General features: G+C 46.3%; 15 protein-coding genes. 9 read left to right on the top strand and 6 right to left on the bottom strand.

The annotated features are described in order from the left end of the window. Positions 1-162 precede the first annotated feature (162 nt). Positions 163-1053: a T9SS-dependent choice-of-anchor J family protein gene (locus RA156_RS10820; RefSeq protein ID WP_306640074.1), complete on the top strand. Its 891-nt coding sequence runs from the start codon at positions 163-165 to the stop codon at positions 1051-1053. After that, on the top strand, positions 1053-2000 hold the full coding sequence (locus RA156_RS10815; RefSeq protein WP_306640073.1) for an isoaspartyl peptidase/L-asparaginase family protein: 948 nt from the start codon (positions 1053-1055) through the stop codon (positions 1998-2000). The genes RA156_RS10820 and RA156_RS10815 overlap by 1 nt, the downstream gene beginning before the upstream one ends. On the opposite strand, the gene RA156_RS10810 is transcribed toward RA156_RS10815, so the two are convergent. Beyond that, the gene (locus tag RA156_RS10810) at positions 1972-2535 is read right to left on the bottom strand and encodes a hypothetical protein (RefSeq protein WP_306640072.1); all 564 of its coding nucleotides are present in this window, start codon (positions 2533-2535) and stop codon (positions 1972-1974) included. The two genes, RA156_RS10815 and RA156_RS10810, sit on opposite strands and share 29 nt — an antisense overlap. A gap of 120 nt (positions 2536-2655) precedes the next feature. Here RA156_RS10810 and RA156_RS10805 point away from each other — a divergent pair, with 120 nt between their 5' ends. Continuing rightward, positions 2656-4110, top strand: coding sequence for a TlpA family protein disulfide reductase (locus tag RA156_RS10805; RefSeq protein ID WP_306640071.1), 1455 nt, complete (start codon positions 2656-2658; stop codon positions 4108-4110). A 9-nt stretch (positions 4111-4119) separates the two neighbouring features. Further along, positions 4120-4905: a glycerophosphodiester phosphodiesterase gene (locus tag RA156_RS10800; protein WP_306640070.1), complete on the top strand. Its 786-nt coding sequence runs from the start codon at positions 4120-4122 to the stop codon at positions 4903-4905. 144 nt (positions 4906-5049) lie between these two features. On the opposite strand, the gene RA156_RS10795 is transcribed toward RA156_RS10800, so the two are convergent. Continuing rightward, complete coding sequence (locus RA156_RS10795) at positions 5050-5943, bottom strand: Ppx/GppA phosphatase family protein (protein ID WP_306640069.1); 894 nt, start codon at positions 5941-5943, stop codon at positions 5050-5052. 38 nt (positions 5944-5981) lie between these two features. Next, a complete protein-coding gene (gene ppk1 / locus RA156_RS10790) occupies positions 5982-8048 on the bottom strand; it encodes a polyphosphate kinase 1 (protein WP_306640068.1) in 2067 nt (688 codons plus the stop codon). Positions 8049-8203: 155 nt separating this feature from the next. Here ppk1 and RA156_RS10785 point away from each other — a divergent pair, with 155 nt between their 5' ends. Next, positions 8204-8833, top strand: a complete 630-nt coding sequence (locus RA156_RS10785) for a peroxiredoxin (protein ID WP_306640067.1) — start codon at positions 8204-8206, stop codon at positions 8831-8833. Positions 8834-8975: 142 nt separating this feature from the next. On the opposite strand, the gene RA156_RS10780 is transcribed toward RA156_RS10785, so the two are convergent. Both RA156_RS10780 and RA156_RS10775 read right to left on the bottom strand, forming a co-directional pair. Next, the gene (locus tag RA156_RS10780; RefSeq protein WP_306640066.1) at positions 8976-9902 is read right to left on the bottom strand and encodes a glycoside hydrolase family 113; all 927 of its coding nucleotides are present in this window, start codon (positions 9900-9902) and stop codon (positions 8976-8978) included. Positions 9903-10186: 284 nt separating this feature from the next. Continuing rightward, entirely contained in the window at positions 10187-11500 is a 1314-nt protein-coding gene (locus RA156_RS10775; RefSeq protein WP_306640065.1) for a hypothetical protein, read from the bottom strand. Positions 11501-11687: 187 nt separating this feature from the next. On the opposite strand from RA156_RS10775, the gene RA156_RS10770 reads away from it, so the two are divergent. The 4 genes from RA156_RS10770 to RA156_RS10755 all read left to right on the top strand — a co-directional run bounded on the left by RA156_RS10770 (position 11688) and on the right by RA156_RS10755 (position 16200). Then, a complete protein-coding gene (locus tag RA156_RS10770) occupies positions 11688-13091 on the top strand; it encodes an alpha-amylase family glycosyl hydrolase (RefSeq protein ID WP_306640064.1) in 1404 nt (467 codons plus the stop codon). Then, positions 13088-13450 (top strand): methylglyoxal synthase, encoded by a 363-nt coding sequence (locus tag RA156_RS10765; RefSeq protein ID WP_306640063.1) that lies wholly within the window; start codon positions 13088-13090, stop codon positions 13448-13450. The genes RA156_RS10770 and RA156_RS10765 overlap by 4 nt, the downstream gene beginning before the upstream one ends. Positions 13451-13467: 17 nt before the next feature. After that, positions 13468-14325, top strand: a complete 858-nt coding sequence (gene prmC, locus RA156_RS10760; RefSeq protein ID WP_306640062.1) for a peptide chain release factor N(5)-glutamine methyltransferase — start codon at positions 13468-13470, stop codon at positions 14323-14325. Between the two features lie 66 nt (positions 14326-14391). Further along, on the top strand, positions 14392-16200 hold the full coding sequence (locus RA156_RS10755; protein WP_306640061.1) for a T9SS type A sorting domain-containing protein: 1809 nt from the start codon (positions 14392-14394) through the stop codon (positions 16198-16200). Here the strand turns inward: RA156_RS10755 and RA156_RS10750 are convergent. Further along, complete coding sequence (locus tag RA156_RS10750; protein WP_306640060.1) at positions 16190-17512, bottom strand: PrsW family intramembrane metalloprotease; 1323 nt, start codon at positions 17510-17512, stop codon at positions 16190-16192. The genes RA156_RS10755 and RA156_RS10750 overlap by 11 nt on opposite strands. Positions 17513-17693: the final 181 nt, after the last annotated feature.

The raw sequence follows: 17693 nt of genomic DNA, 5'->3' as shown, positions 1-17693 counted from the left end.
CTACATTTGAGTATGTACTACTTCAAAGTCACATTCCGTAAACCGGTTGCGCTGCGCAATTTGCAGCCGATCTTTGACTGTTGAGATCTCAATCGAGATTCTGTACTCCGCTGTTTTCTGGCGGCTTCTATTCCTTTTTATTCGAACTAAACAACTTGTTGTATGAAACTAGTATATACTCTTTTTGGGGTGCTATTATCTGTGGGTGCCTCAGCTCAAATCATTTTTGAAGAATACTTTGATAACGGCATGCCTGCCGAAGTGGTTCTTGTAAACCTTGATGAATTAACTCCTGATGATCCAGACTTGGCGACGATGGCAGATTCTGCATGGACTGTCCGCAATATCTCTGCGCAAGGATTCGGTGGTGGTTCTGGTTCTGACGCTGCGTTCTCTGTATCATGGTACGAAGGTGATGAAGGTCCGTCGGATGATTGGATGATTCTTCCTGGAGTTCAGTTGGGTTCTGATCCATATTTGTCATGGACGGGTATGGCTATTACCTCTTCTGGTGACTTCCGTGATCAGTACCAGGTGTTTGTGGTAGCAGACGGACAAGCCATTGAAAATTTCTTCTTGGCGGCGCCCATCTTTGATACGGGTAATGAAGGTGAAGAGATTGAGGAAACCTTCCACCAAATGTCGTTGGCTGACTTTGCGAATGAAACGGTATACATCGCGTTCAGAAACTTCACGCAGCCGTATAACCCAGACCTTCCAACAGGACCGGGGAACGGAGGAAATGAATTGGCCATTGATAACATCGTCGTGAGCGAAGGCGCTGTTGCCGTTCAAGAGATCCCAGATGTTGAAATTCGTTGCTGGCCGCTACCGGCAGACAACGAACTCCGCGTACAATTTGACCAAGCGGCGAATGACCTCACGTGGTCAATTGTTGATCTTAAAGGTAAAGTTGTGCTCCAATCCTCGGAGGGAGATCTAGCTCCGGGAGCGCAGATTAGCATTAACGTTTCCGCGCTAGCGACAGGCAACTACATTTTGAATGTCACTGCAAATGGAAGCTCTTCAACTACGCAGGTAAGCATCCGCTAATGGCAAAACAATATGGATTGGTCTTGCACGGTGGTGCAGGAACATTGGTGAAAGATGAAATGACAGCTGAGAAGGAGCGCATGTATAGAAGTGCGCTCCTTCGCGCGCTGTCAGCAGGGGAAGAAGTGTTGAAGAACAACGGCGACGCCTTAGATGCAGTTATTGCAACAGTGAAAGTGCTGGAGCAAGAGCCACTCTTCAATGCTGGAGTAGGCGCGGTCATGACGCATGAGGGAGTACATGAATTGGATGCTTCCTTGATGGAGGGCAAAGAGCGAAAAGCCGCTGCCGTGTGCGCAGTTCGTCGCATTGAAAGTCCGATCTCCTTGTGCAGAATGGTTATGGACTCTGAATTTGTCATGCTCAATGGAGAAGGGGCAGAGCAATTTGCTAAGGAACAAGGTGTGCCTTTTGTCTCAAACTCTCACTTCACGACCACCCTTCGCAAGGAGCAACTGGAAGAAGCGAAAAAGAACAATCGTGTCCAACTTGATCACACTGACAACCGTGAGAAATATGGAACGGTTGGTGCCGTCGCTATTGACAAGAACGGGACCTTGGCAGCAGCGACCTCTACCGGGGGCATGACCAACAAACGCTATGGTCGCATCGGTGATTCAGCACTCATTGGTTCGGGAACTTGGGCAGACAACCGCAATTGTGCTGTCAGCGCTACAGGGTATGGCGAGTTCTTTATTCGTTCAGCCGTCGCTTCACGCATTGCGTCAATGATAGAGTATGGTGGTCTGAGCTTGGCTGATGCCGGCTCCAAAGTCATCAATCATGAAGTAGGCGATATTGGTGGCGACGGAGGAGTGATCAGCATCGATAAAGATGGAAACATTGCTTGTCCGTTCAACTCCGAGGGAATGTACCGTGCTTGGGTCAAAGAAGGGAATCCATTGACAACAGCGATCTTTACTGACGACGCAGTCGCTCATGAATGATTTCAATTCTCTTCCGCTCCTTTTCAATCAATTCGGTGCTTGACGGATCTTCGTGTTGAAGAAGCATCAACAGCTTCCCTGTGTCTACCACATCGGCGGCAAGGATATTCGATTCCGCGCTAGCGAAATGAGCCGTTACACGAAGAAAAGCATGCTCAAAAGACTCTTGAATGGCAATCATTTGTTCAACTGAAGCCACGAGCGCACTTGGATTCAAATGCTGTGCTACTTGAAGACGAGCTTGACTCAAGGCCGCTTCAAAGGCTCGCAGCAACTCGGCTAAATCTGATTCGGAAAAGTCTTTGGAGGTAGTAAGCGGAGTTGATTTAGAGGTAGATAAACCCAAACTTTCACCTGCAGCTTGAAGCTGTTTAATGCGCGCCAGTCGTGATCTGTAGAGCACTGGAACGACGGGATTTCGAAGGAAATACTCGCGCAAGGGAAAGACCGCTTCTTCGATCAATTCTTCGATGATGTCTGGATCCTCTGGTTTACGTTCGAGGTCAAGTAAGTCTAAGGCTTGCTCCAACTTCATGGTACAAAGGTGCGCAATAGTTTGTGGCCGCCTAGACTCGGAATTAAATGAATTGTTAACGCCGCTCTACGAGCCTATTGGATTGGTTATATTTGGGAACCGAAAATTAAAACGAGCAAGATGAATCAGATTCTGTTGACTTTCTTAAGTCTAGTGGCGATTGCCGGATGTTCTTCCGCGCCAGCGAATGAGAAAGCAGATAACGATGCAAAACAGGAGACTGTAGCTCAAGCTACTAGCCAAGAGCCAACTGCAGTGGCTGTGGATCCTGGATACATTAATGGAGTTACAGATAAGAATCGCGGAGAGAAGGAAGGCGAAGTTCGCATCCACGGAACCATTCGTGGATTGGCACAAGGTGTTCCAGTGAAATTGTATGTAACAGAAGGAAAAAACCAATTTGAAATCGAGAGCACAACATTCGGTGCTGACGGATTCGATTTTGGAGTACAAAAGTTGAAGAGCGGTTTCTACATGTTGGGCGTGAATGATAACGTGACGAACCTCATGGCATTTATCGTCAACGGTGAGGAACAAGATATCGAACTGTCATTCAACTCTTCTCGACTTGATGCCCAACCAACCGCAGTCACTTCAGAGGAGAACAAAGGATGGTTTTCATACTACATGATTCAGCGTCAAGCAGATAACACTGTTCAGCAATTGCGTCGCCAACGCAGCAACTCATCATTTAAGGAACGCATTGATCAGCAGATTAAAGAGCAAGAGAAACTCAAGCGAGATGCAGCTGCAGATCATATCAAGCGTTACCCAGATTCATTCCTAGCCAAATTCTTGACGTGGAACTATGCTCCACAGAAATCGAACATGGCGACTTACTGGGATGATATTGATTTCACAGACAAGTCATTGGTTCGTATGCCGGTGATGAACGGACGAATTCAAGAGTTCATGCGCACCTTCAGTGGTGGTAAAGATGCTGGATTCTACAACTGTGTAGATATTCTTTACGGTAAATCACAAGTTGATACGGAAGTGATGGAGTTCTCACTCTACACTATGGCTGACGGGTTCTTCCAGTCTGGATTGGAGCACGTATCGATGTACATCATTGATAGCTATATCATGGGTGAAGATTGTCCGGCAGATATCTCTGACGTTTTGAAGAGCCGAGCGCAAGGTTTGGTAAACCTTCAGATTGGTAAAGTACCACCAAACTTTGATATCGAGAATTGGGATGGTGGTCGCACTGTACTTTACGATGAAGTGAAAAAGCATGACTACACATTGGTGATGTTCTGGGCTTCATGGTGTCATAAGTGTGAGCAAGAGATTCCAGTCTTGAAGAACGTATATGCGATGTACAAAGACCGTGGTTTTGGTGTCATCAACGTTTCCGTTGACAACACGCGTAACCAGTGGGTGAACGCCATTGAAGAGAACGGCATGACATGGCCAAACGTATCTCAGCTTCAGATGTGGGATTCTCCAGTAGCGAAAGATTACCGCGTGACGAAGACTCCGATGTTGTTCCTATTGAACAAAGAAGGGCAGATCGTTGACAAGCCAACACGAATCTTCCAGGTGGAGAATTTCTTAAAAAAGAATCTTTAAACCACGACAGTGATCATTCAAGGTCATCGTGGATGCAGGGCTGAGTTCCCTGAAAATAGCATTGAAGGCGTCAAACGGGCAATTGCTCTTGGCGCCTTCGCCGTTGAAGTAGATATCCAATTAACTCAAGATCATGAGTTGGTCGTGGTGCATGATAGTGAACTCTTTGAAGGGTATTATCGCCTACCGGCGGAACGGCAAAGCCTTCGCGTTTGGGAAACGGCACTTTCAACCCTCACCCAAGTTGAATTCGGTCATGAGCCTCTTACCAAGTTCCCAGAGCAGCAGGTAGCAGTTTGCCACATTCCTTCGCTTCGAGACCTCATTGATGCTTCAGCAGATCATCGGTTGAATCTTGAACTGAAGGTTCCCTTCGAAAAGAATGAAGATCAATCATGGCTCCGGGGGTACGCTGAGGTTATAATTGGTTTACTAACCAAGCAAAACTACCATCCTTGGCGCATCAAGAGCTTCAATCTCAGCTTACTCGAGAAACTGGCCAAGATCAATCACTCGCTACCCCTCCATTATCTTATCGAAGCTCCATTAAATCTGGATTCATGGACCAACTTCGCTGATTTCGTTCGTCCGAATCCAGCACTAAGGGGCTTAAGCGTTCGTCATGACCTCATTGATCAACGCATGGTCGATCGCTGCCAAGCCCTCCAAATCCACCTATCCGCATGGACGGTGAATGATCTCGCTACCGCGGAACGCCTGAAGGCTTTAGGGGTTATCGATTTGGTTAGTGATGATCCAGGGTTACTCTTGAAATGGGAAGAAAAGCATGGTTAGTTCGCCTTTGGCGATAGCGTGGTCAGGGAGGGAGTTGTTGGTCTTTGGTCTTTGGTCTTTGGTCTTTAGTCTTTAGTCCTTGGTTTAGGATACTCTGAATATCTAAACCCAAAGAAAAAGAACATACGCCTTAAGCCTTAAGCCCTACGCCTTCTTAATCGATTTCTTCCAATCCTCATACAACCCCAACACAATCCCATCAGACAGACCAATTTTAGGAACGATCATCTCGTTCACCTTGGCTAGTTTGAACATGCGGAGGTAGATGTCTGATGCCGGGATGATGACATCTGCGCGGTCAGGTTTGAGACCGAGCTTATACATACGCTCTTCGTAGCTATGTTTTTTGAGAACCTTGGCGATCTCTTCTAGCTCGTCGCGTTTGAATGGTTCGTTGAAAGCACAACGAGACATTTTGTAGAGGCGGTTGATGTTTCCGCCGGTGGCAATTCCAGTGAGTTTACCTGCTTCTTTGTGGATCTCCTTTAACCATTCCGCAGCGGCCTCCCAATGCGATTCTTTGGTTTTTCCTTTGAGCGTGCGAACGGTTCCAATTTTGAATGACTTCGCCTTCTTTCGCTTTCCGTTTTGGATCAGGGTAAGCTCAGTAGAACCACCACCAACGTCGATGTAGAGGTAGCTCTTACTGTGGTCAATATTCTGGACAAAGAAGTTAGAGAAGATAAGATCTGCTTCCTCTTCACCATCGATGATTTCGATGTTGATGTTGGCTTCCTTGCGAACCAAATCGATGACTTCAGCAGAATTGCTTGCTTCGCGCATGGCGCTGGTAGCGCAGGCTCTGAAGAATTCAATGTTATGGACGTCCATGAGGTACCAAAACGCACGCATCACTTTCACCATCTGTACAGACTTTTGGTGACTAATGGCTCCGTATTCGAATACGTCTTCACCTAGACGAATAGGGATGCGGGTAAAGGATACTTTTTGGGTGTGGTAACCGTCTTTCAATTCAAAGATCTCGGCGATGAGCAAACGCACCGCGTTGGATCCAATATCGATCGCTGCTAGTTTCAACTTCTCTCTTAGTTCTATTGCAATATAAGCACTACGGATTACTTCCCTGCGCGCTTGCGGAAGTACTTATACGTCTCAACTTGAGAGTTAAATTCTTCTTTCTTGCGTCCGGCCGTAACGTATTTGTTGCGCTGATTCTTATCGATAATCCGTGACTTTACGTTGTCTTTGAACTGCATGTTGAGGTACTCGGTTAACTCGCTTTGCAATCGAGGATCATAGATAGGTGTGCTTACTTCAATTCGGTGGTCTAGGTTACGTGTCATCCAGTCTGCACTGCTGATGTAGTAGAGAGCCTGACCATCGTTACAGAAGACCATCACACGTGAATGTTCAAGGAATCGACCTACGATACTTGTGACCTGAATATTCTCGCTCATTCCTTTGACCCCAGGAATAAGTGAGCAAATACCACGTACGATCAACCGGACTTTTACCCCAGCGTTGCTCGCATCATACAGTTTTCGAATCATTCGGGCATCCACAAGGTTGTTGAGCTTGATGGTAATCCACGCCTTCTTTCCTTCCTTGGCGTTTTTAATTTCCTTGTTGATCAAGTCAACGAATTTTCTTCGCGTGCTGTACGGTGATACCACTAAATGACGGTAAGTCACACGTTGGTAGTTGTTCTCGAAGAAGTCAAACACCTTCGCTACTTCTCCTGCAATGCGTTGATCTGCCGTCAACAGCGACGTGTCTCCGTAAATCAAAGCTGTCTTACCATGGAAGTTACCGGTTCCAACGTGAGCATAGTGCACGTCTTTTCTTCCTTCTCGACGCGTGATTAAGGCGAGTTTAGAGTGCACTTTCAATCCCGGTACCCCGAAAGTTACCCGCGCACCGGCATCTCGAAGTTGTTCCGATACTTTGATGTTGTGCTTTTCATCAAATCGCGCCTGCAGCTCAATAATGACATCCACTCGCTTACCATTACGAGCGGCGTTGATCAAAGCGTTGATGACCTGACTGTTGTTTGAAACGCGGTAGATATTCAGCTTGATTGCCTTGACATTTGGATCAATGGCCGCCTCACGGAGTAGATCCACGAAATGAGTGAATCGCTGGTAAGGGTAGTGCAAGAGGATATCGCGTTTGCGGATTTCGGAGATCAAACTTGTTTTGTTCACCAAATCAGCGTGTGGACGAGGAGGGAAGGGACGATAAACAAGGTCGTCGCGCCCGAAATTCGGGAACGACATCAAGTCTTTTCGGTTGTGATAGATTCCACCCGGAATGATGTTTTCTTTCGCCTTCACCTTCATCTTTCGCTGCAAGTAATTCAGCAAATCATCAGGCATGCGCTCATCATATAGGAATCGAACGTAGTCTCCCTTCTTTCTTCGGTCAAGACTCTTCTCCATTTTCTCGACCAATGATTTATCGATGTCATCATCAATATCGAGCTCCGCATCACGTGTAATTTTGATGGTGTACGCCGTGATTTCTTGTGGATCGAAGATGGAAAATAAGCGCATCAACTTTAGGCGAATCACATCGTCAAGCCACATTACGTAGCTCTTACCTTCTACCGTTGGCAACACGAGGAAACGTGGCAAGTACGAAGGCACTTCAATGAGAGCGTACTTGTATTTGACTGCGTCTTTCTTTCCAATGGTCAGTTTGACTGCGAGGTAAATCGAATCGTCGGCAAGTTCTGGGAAGGGATTACCTCCTCCAAGCATGATTGGAACGAGGTTCGGACGAACCTTGTGACGGAAGTAGCTTTCTGCGAAGGCACGTTGGGTTACCGATAATTCTTCGTGATTCACAAAGAGGATATTCTCGGCTTCAAGTTGGTTCTCGATTTCAGCGAACGTCTCGTTGTAAGCAGATTGGAGGTCGCCAACTTTGCTACGAATCTCTTTGAGGGTTTGTGCCGGATCGAAGAGGAGATCTGTACGAGTACGCTTATTAAAATCCACCATTCTTCGGAGCGTAGCTACACGCACACGGAAGAATTCGTCGAGGTTGTTGGAGAAAATCCCAAGGAAGCGAACGCGTTCAATAAGCGGGTTGTTCTTGTCTTGCGCTTCTTGCAAAACACGCTCGTTGAAACTTAACCAGCTGATTTCTCGATTGATAAATTCTGAGGTAGCCTTCGCCATGGACGTCCAGTTTTCGTGCAAGACAAAGGTACATTTCCAGCGGTGAATAGAAAGGCGAAAAAAAGGTGAAGAATATCAGAGAAAAACTAGGATTACGTCAATGCGTGAGCGTACCTTTGCGGCCAATTTTGAAACTGAACATAATTTAATCGGACATGACTTTAGTTGGAAAGAAGGCGCCAAACTTCAACGCACCGGCCGTTGTAAACGGAAATAGCATCGAGCAAAACTTCTCTTTGGAGCAGTTCGTAGGGAACAAGTACGTTGTATTCTTCTTCTACCCAAAAGACTTCACTTTCGTTTGTCCTACGGAGCTTCACGCATTCCAGTCGAAATTGGCTGAATTCGAAGCACGAGGATGTGCAGTAGTAGCTTGTTCAACAGACACTGAAGAATCTCACTTCAGCTGGTTGCAGATGGATAAGAACCAGGGAGGAATCAAGGGAGTGACTTACCCACTTGTTGCTGATACAACAAAGACGATCGCAACAAACTACGGAGTTCTTGCTGGAGACTACGACTACAACGAACTAGGTGAGTTGGTAGCTGAAGGCCCGATGATCGCATACCGCGGACTATTCCTTATCGACAAAGCAGGAATCGTACAACACGCTCTCGTAAACAACCTTCCACTCGGACGTAACGTTGATGAGGCTATTCGTGTGTTGGATGCACTTCGTCACGTTGAAGAGAACGGTGAAGTTTGCCCGGCAAACTGGACGGAAGGTGAAAAGGCAATGACTGCAAGCTTTGATGGGGTAGCTGAATACCTCTCTGCAAACTGATTTGCAGGTTTTTTGAATAATAGGATGGGAAAGAGGGCTTTGGCCCTCTTTTCTTTTTTGGGGGCGGAACGCGGAACGCAGAACGCGGATTGCGGATTGCCGGACTATTTCCTTACTGCGATCCGCGTTCTGCATTCCTTTTTCAACGTTCCACAGTATTTCCGAAGTAGTGGCCTATGGTCTCTTCGGCCGCCTTTCCTTGAGTCGTAAAATCGAGTTTGAAATCTTCGGCTCTGCGTTCGTGATCTGTGCGTAGTTGCCATAAATGGACACCAGCAAACCACGGTTTGTTCCAGACTTTTTCGAAGAAAGCCTTGTAGCAGTTTACTTGAATTTCTTCTGAGTAGACAGCTTCGTTTTCTTCGTCATATTCTACCCATTCCCAAGGTTTGGCTGCGGCGTTTGTGGTGCTGCGATAGCCCATTTCTGTGAAGACGACGTGGCGTTGATTTGCTTGCGCTACTTTCTCCATGTCTTTAAGGTGATCGTCCCAACCGTTTGTGATGTCTTCTAGGCTCGGTTGTTTTTTTGAGCAGAGAGGGAAGTATCCTTGAATGCCAATGTAGTCAAGGTGTTCCCAGAAGGTGATGGCTTCATATTCTCTGTACCAGTTGGCCGCATAGATCACTTTGCCTGAGTAGACCGCACGGACATCTGCAATCAACTCAACCCAAAATTCTGGACGTTTGGACGAGAGTTGATCGAACTCCATTCCTATGCAGTACATGTCGGCATTTCCGGCTTCAGCCACTGTTGCATACCTCAGGATGAAACTTCGGTAGGTTTCGCGCCAGCTCAACCAATCTTCCTCTGTATCATGATCAATGTCGGATCTCCATTCTCCGTTTTCAGTGTGCTGAATCCAAAGGTGTGGTTTGAAGAAGACCTTGTACCCTTGACTTTTAGCTCTCCGTATTCTCTCTGCCCATCGCTCGTCGTATTCTCTCATGGCCGTCGTATCTCCTCGATTAGCCCATGTGTGGTCGCTTCGGATGGAATCTTGAAAGGCCCATGAGACCATCGTTACCCAATTCAAATGATAAGGCTCCAGTATCGAATATTCATCCACGTTTTCTAGGCTGAATACATGAGCTCCTTTTTGTTTTTCCGCTAGCGCAGAAAGGGGAGAGGAAGAATTAGAATTAGAATGAGAATTAGAATTAGAATGAGAATTAGAATTAGAGTGGGAGTCGTTTGGGGCGCAGGAAGAGAGGAGGAAGGATGAGAATAAGAATGAGAATAAGAATGAGAGTGAGAACGACTTCATGCGGAGAAGGTAGGGATTGAGGAATAAATAATGATTAGTAATTAATAAATAGTGATTTGCCCTTCTCCAAAGAGTCGCCTTAGGCCTTAAGCCATACGCCTTTCGCCAGAAGATGCAATGAGGGAAAGCAGCAGTAACCCAGGTAATTGGAATCGGGCATCGGTCATCGTAAATACGGAGAGGAACCAGAAGTAACATACCAATGCAAGAATGAGCCAGGCGAGAAGCGGAGCGTTCCGCCGGAGGCGAAAAAAGCCCAAGGCCCCAGCAATAAGAAGGAATAAGTTCATCGCGAACTGAATGCCGCCGAGGGCTAGGGAAGTGAATGAAGAGTTGACGAGGGTTGTAAACCCTGTTTGTTCCTTTTGCTCTGAATACCCTAGTATTGGATCATAAGTGTAGCCGAGTCCGAATGCTTTATCGAAATAGCTTCTGGGAGGTTTGATGTGATAAAACGCTAAGCTCTTTGCTGTGTTGACGGCGAGTTCTTTCGGGTGGTTTTTGAATATGCCAAGGGCACGTTCACGACAGTAATGGAGGTACCTTCTGGTGGCGTATTCTTTATCCCAATCTTGGAGTGATTTTGCTTCGTTGGCCAGTTTGTGCTGTACCTCTGTAAACGGTTTTGATTCCGCGCTAGCGAGCGCCGCAGCACCATTGTAGAAGAGCAAATTGTTCGTACTCATACTACTCAAACGAGGGGTGCCGAATTGATAATAATTGCGGGCCATCCAACTTCCGGGAAGCAAAGTGAACGCGACCATGAATAATCCAATTTGGCCTTTCGTAATGCTTAATTTCCAGAAGTATGGAAGCAAAATAAGTGGCAAGAACTGCGCGATCGGACGAGTCACAGCCATTATTCCCAGCACTAGTCCGAGAGCAATGAGGCGCTTCGTAGTGAGTTCCTTCGACAACTGTAATAAGCAAAACGCAAGGAGGAGGATGAACAAGCTATCACTAAGAATGATGGGAGAGAACAGCAGCAGTGATGGCGAGAAGCAAAGCAAGAGGAAGATGATCCAACCGTTCGGTAATTGCCAATGTTGTGTGGCGCGATAAATCCAAACGGGGATGAATGCGCCTAAGGTCGCCTGGAGTAAACTGACCACATAGATTGGAATACCCAAAGCTCTGAAGGGGAGCAAAAAAAGCGGATATCCTGGTGTGCGCGCAATGTCAGGGAAGAAAGGCGATGAGGTGCTGCGACTGAATTCACCTTCTGCAAACAGGTTATCTGCTAAGAGAATGAACTGATCTGAATCGTACAGTTTGAAGTCTCCAGAGGTGAAGAAAACCAGCAGCCACCAGATGAATCGCGGGGTAAAGGCGATCAGAAATAAGGTGATCGAAGAACTCCGCGAAAAATAATTGTGACCTATGTCTAAAAGCTTCGTCATAAGAATGCTGACGTAAAGTAGGAGAAACTTAACAAATCATGGTGTGAGCAACGGTAGATCGGTGTTTTGGTTCTGGTGATTTTGTGGAGATTGAAAAACCGTTGCATTGGCCGATGAAGGCAGGCCCACAAAGAAGATAGTGTAGCATATACACTATCTTCTTACTTTTGTTGTACTATTTTGCAGTATGAATAAGCTTTTCCCCCTATTTGCCGCGCTATTTCTCATCGCTTGCGGCAGCGAACCACCAGCAAAAGAACCTACATCAGAAGCCGTTCAGGTTGGTGATACCTACGAAACCGATGTATTGACGCACCCAGATTGGTCGCACGACGCTACCATCTATGAGGTGAATATTCGTCAACACACTCCCGAAGGAACATTTAAAGCGTTTGAAGCAGATATTCCTCGTCTGAATGAAATGGGCGTTGAGATTATGTGGTTGATGCCAATTCACCCTATCGGTGAGGTGAATCGCAAAGGCGGACTCGGAAGCTACTATGCCGTAAAAGACTACACTGCTGTCAATCCAGATTACGGTACGATGGAAGATTTCAAGTCGCTCGTTACCACAGCGCATAGCTACGGTATGCGTGTGATTATTGACTGGGTAGCCAACCACACCGCTTTTGATAATGTATGGACGAAAGACCATATGGATTACTACATGTTGGATTCGTTAGATCAACTACAACCGCCACTTGGAACAGATTGGTGGGACGTTGCTCAGCTTGATTGGAAAGGTGAAGTGAAGAACGAAGCCATGTGGAATGCCATGACTGAGTCTATGGCTTTCTGGTTGACAGAGGCGAACATTGACGGTTTCCGTTGTGATGTGGCTGATTTTGTGCCAGTTGAGTTCTGGGATCAAGCACGCCAAGCGTTAGAGAAAGTTAATCCACAAGTATTTATGTTGGCTGAGGCTGAAAACCCGAAGCACCACGAGCGCGCTTTTGATATGAGCTACAGCTGGGAGTTTATGCACATCATGAATGAAATCGCGAAAGGAGAAAAGCAGCTATCAGCGATTGATGAATACATGGCGAAAGAAGACACCAATTTCGTTGAAAGCGCTTATCGTATGATGTTCACCACGAACCACGACGAAAACTCATGGAACGGAACAGTATTCGATCGCTACGGAGATGGTCACTTGGCATACGCAACCTTGGCCTTCACGATTAATGGCATGCCATTGATTTACAGCGGACAAGAGGCAGGCAACAACGAAGCACTCGAATTCTTTGAGAAAGACACGGTGAAGTGGGGAGATTACATCTACCAAGACTTCTACACTAAGCTCATGAAGCTCAACCGTGAGAACGAAGCGCTTTGGAATGGACATTTCGGTGGTGATTTCATTAAGCTTCCGACGACAGCTGACGACAAGATTTACGCCTTCATGCGCAAGAAAGAAGAGCATGAGGTGATTACGATTGTGAACCTCTCTGAAGAGCCAACCACTGTTGAGTTGGTAGAAGCATTGGGTTCAGAGTACAAGAGTATTTTCAATAATCAGATGCTTTCTGTTTTCACCAACGGTGAGCTGAAATTGGACAAATTCGGATACCAAGTATTCGTCAAAGAATGAAAATAGCCATCATCGCACACGACGGGAAGAAGCCTGAAATGGTACGCTTCCTGATGGATCACAGAGATGTTCTTAAACGCAACGACATTCAGTTAATTGCTACGGGAACGACTGGTCAACACGCCATGGACGCTGGACTCGAAGTGGAGCGCGTTGCTAGTGGACCCCTTGGCGGAGACGCTCAAATTGCAGCGCAGGTCACAGACGGTATTATCGACGTGGTGTTCTTTTTCCGTGACCCCCTTGGGAAACACCCGCACGAACCAGACATCAATATGTTGATGCGTATCTGCGACGTGAAGAACATTCCTTTGGCCACGAACCCAGCTACGGCAGAAATGATTCTCGATAGCTTCTAAGAAGCTACCTTTGTCGCATGGCATGGCCGGCGAATAACAAGTATGCTACGGTTCGAGCGTGGTTGATTCAGCTACTGACTGATCTACCTGATGAACGTGAACGCGACAACATCGCGCGTGAACTCATGACTTTTCGCACCCGCAAATCGCGTGCGCAATTAATGATTGAGCCGCACCCTTTTACGGAGTCCGATCTGAATTTTTTTGTCGCTAGCGCGGAACGGCTGGTCAAGCATGTTCCCTTGCAGCACATTACGAATCAAGCCTTCTTTTTCGGTCGTCCATTTTATATCGATGGTCGGGTCTTGGTTCCGCGCCCAGAAACGGAGGAGCTGGTAGAGTTAGCCTTGTCCGAATTCCACGCTAGTGAAAACATTCGCGTGTTAGATATTGGAACAGGATCAGGAGTCATCCCCATTTCAATCAAACTCGAACGTCCGCTTTGGGAAGTGCATGCTTGGGAGATTTCGAAAGAAGCTATTGATGTCGCAAGTCAAAATGCTCAAGATTTAAGCGCAGATATCGCTATCGCGGAAGTGGATGTCTTGTCGAATGATTTGCCAAAAGGCACTTTTGATTTGATCATCAGTAATCCACCATACATCCCTGAAAGTGAAAGGGCCATCATGGATCAGCGAGTTACCGATCACGATCCTTCTCTTGCGCTCTTTGTAGAGGATACTGAACCTTTGATCTTTTACCAACGCATTGCAGGATACGCTGAAAAACACCTCACTGCAAGTGGGAAACTACTCTTCGAAATTCACGAGGAATTTGGAAAGGAGATGCAGGAATTACTTGCCTCCAAGTTCCGCACCGAGCTCTATCAGGATGCGCAAGGAAAAGACCGTATCTTGAAAGCAGAACGAAAATAATTTGCCTTGGACCTCACACTGGGTAGACTTTGCACGTCTATGTTATTGAAAACATAAACTTGTACTATGAAAACGCTCCTCTCTTTAATCGGTCTGCTTTGTGCCATAACCGTTTCAGCACAACTAGCTCAAACCGGATATGCCTTAGTTGACGAATGGTCAGAAGGTTATTATGTAGATGGTTCTTTCGGAACCATGCCTGCAACTGTTCTTGATAACATGATCCCCCATTTGGCAGTAGCCAACTTTGGTGATGAAGTTCAACAAGGAGTTCAGCTCCAATTTAGTATTGATGGTGCGGTTATGGGGTTATCAGATCCAATTGATTTGGCTCCAGGCCAACATGATACCTTGAGTGTTGAGATTCCGATGACATTGAATCCAGGTCAATACCTTGCTGATCTGACGGTGATTAGTCAAAGCATGGATGACGACCCTAGCGATAATTCTATTATTAGACCTTTCCACATTACAGAATATGACTTAGGCCGCGATCATGGCGAGGTAAACAGTCTGTATCCTGAGATTCCTCCAAGTTCTGGAGAGCAGTTTTATGCCTCTTACACACTTGTTCCTGAGGATATTACTGCCTATGGGATGCGTGTGGCGCTTGCCGGAGGGATTCCATATTCAGAGGTAAAGGTCAAAGTATATTCTCAATGGAATGAGGTTGTAGCGGAAGGAAGCACCTTATTGAACCCAGATGATCTAAACGAAACCGACATCTCAATTGATGAAGTGAAATGGATTGACATTGCGTTTGACGAGGCCGTTGAACTTAGTCCATATCAGATCTACTACACCGGTGTTGCGACTGATGGGAATAGCCAGCTTCAAGTGCTGAGGGCTATATCTCACGATTGGATAGATGGTGTATACTTCGAAGAGGATGGGACCAATTGGGTGCCGGATGATGTTGTCATGGTTAGGGTATCCTTCGATCCCGATTTTGAAACACAGGAATTATGGGGATGTACGGATTCCGAAGCATGTAATTACGATCCTATGCTGCTCGAGGATGAAGGAATATGTCTCTACCCAGAGGAATTCTATGACTGTGCAGATAACTGTTTATCTGATGTTGACAATGACGGAATTTGTGACGAGCTCGAGATCTTAGGATGTACGAATCCTGAGGCCGAGAATTACGATCCATTGGCTACAGATGACGATGGAAGCTGCTATGGAATGCCAGTGTATGGATGTACACAGGATTTCTATGTAGAGTATAATCCCGAAGCAAATATTGACGACGGTAGCTGTCTTGTTTGGCTCTACGGTGAAACCCTAGTCCTCAATTTTCAGTCTGAAGCAGATTCTATCTCTTTCCGAATGGAAAACCCGGCAGATGGCTACGGCTATGATTGTTGTTGGGGAGGATGGGACAATGCCCGTTACTTCCAATGGAACCCTGATTCTTGCTACCGAATCACCATGTATGATTCAGGAGGTGACGGTTGGGAAAACTCAACGCTTCAGCTCTATTCATCAGGTGATCTGATGCTCGAAACCAGCCTCGAAGATGGATTCGAAGAAGAGTTCTATTACGGATTGTTTGGTCCTTGTGTGTATTCAGAATATGACGGACCCATGTACGAGCTAACGGATGAAGAAACCGTGGAATACGGTCTATTCGGACCAAATCCTACGGATAACTTTGGAACCGTTCAATGGCGAAATCTAACTCCTGATGAATTCGTTTATGTCTCCGTATTCGATAATGCAGGAAGGAAGGTCAAAGAGACCCAAGTAGTCGCCTCAGGAGCAGGTGAGATTCAATTTCAGCTCAACCTTTCTGACCTTGAAACGGGGATCTATCAGATGGTTTTACGCCAGGGTGAACACTTCGAAACCGAACGTATCATCAAGAAATAAGAATCACCCCATATTCAATAAACTTGAATTGCTTGTGAGTCATTTTCTCAGGATGCAATGGAAGCTTTCCATCAATCTTGTGAACGGCCACGATAGGGTGAGTATCAGCAATGAAACTCTTACCCAATCTCGGACGAATCAAAACCATTTCGAATTGATTTCCTGAAGAGTTATAGACCTTGGCAACGTACATCGAGTCATGATCCTTCAGGAAAATCTTTTCGAGAATTTCAATGTTTCGTTGGTAGCGCAGGTATACTTTCTTTCGTGCAAAAGGCCGAATGGGTTGTTGTTTTCCGATGAGTGCATTCAATGCAATTTCTACCGGTGAGTCACCCCTGATGTTGACATTGTAGTCTTGAAACAGCGATAGGCTGTACTTCCTATTCAAAGGGAAATTGAATCGTATCCGAAACCACTTTCCCCGAATAAGTCTAAACCGACTTAATCTTAATGCGGCAATGGCAATGATGATTCCGGTGGTGAATATGGAGCCTAAAAAGGAGAAAAAGGCATTGTTAGTATTAAATTCTACGAAGACCAAAAACGACTGTATTCCGAAAAGAACGACATAGAACCCCACAATTCTGAGGGCAACAGTCCATGATTCAATCGATCGACTATAATGGAAGTGAGGTGAATTATTCAATGCATTGTTGAGCATTCGTGCATAGGCAGAAATGCAGAGTAAGTAGAAGATTATGGCTAGTAAATAGCCAGGGCCTTCAAACCCTTGCCACATTAGAGCAAAATCATAGATACCATGGGCGGTAGCCGCCAGCATCAAGAAACCGAACATCTCCCAAATCGAAGGTTTCGGCTTTTTGAACCGCTGTCGCATGAATCCATAGGCCACGAAAACGGTCCAAGTCATGTGGCCAATCACCGAAAGGACCGCGCGTCCAGATATGATCTCAGGACCACTTGACGTGAAGTACATCACATTCTCTACCGCTGCAAACCCCAATGCACAAGTGGCTGCAAATGAGAGATAATCTACCGGCTCATCGATCACTTTCGGTAGCATCTTCAGCATGATAAAGAAGGGAATGAACTTCGCTACTTCCTCCAATAATCCTATCTGGAAGATGCAGTACATCAGGTCATTAAAGAAGCCCCCATGCATCCGCCAACCAATTTCATTCAGCAAAAAGGCGTGAGCTACAAAAACAAAAACCACAGAAGCACAGCCCATCAAGAAAGCCACTAGAAAGTAAATAAGGCTATCCCTTTCATAGATGTCAATGCTTCGGTAGTAGTGCACCCAAATCCAAGAAATAAAGAGTGCAACGAGAATGTAGCCAATGATCATGCAACGAAAATAAGGAAAGCAGATCGCGGATCGCGGATTGCGGATTGCGGATTGCAGAATGCGGATCGCGGAATGCGGAATGCGGAATGCGGATCGCGGAATGCGGAATGCGGAATGCGGATCGCGGAATGCGGAATGCGGATCGCGGAATGTTGAATTTCGTCCACCGTCCACCGTCCAC

The sequence above is a fragment of the Sanyastnella coralliicola genome (genome assembly GCF_030845195.1).
Taxonomy (GTDB): domain Bacteria; phylum Bacteroidota; class Bacteroidia; order Flavobacteriales_D; family Sanyastnellaceae; genus Sanyastnella; species Sanyastnella coralliicola.
Note: the sequence above shows the minus strand (reverse complement) of the source record. Positions and strands in the feature narration are given on the sequence as shown.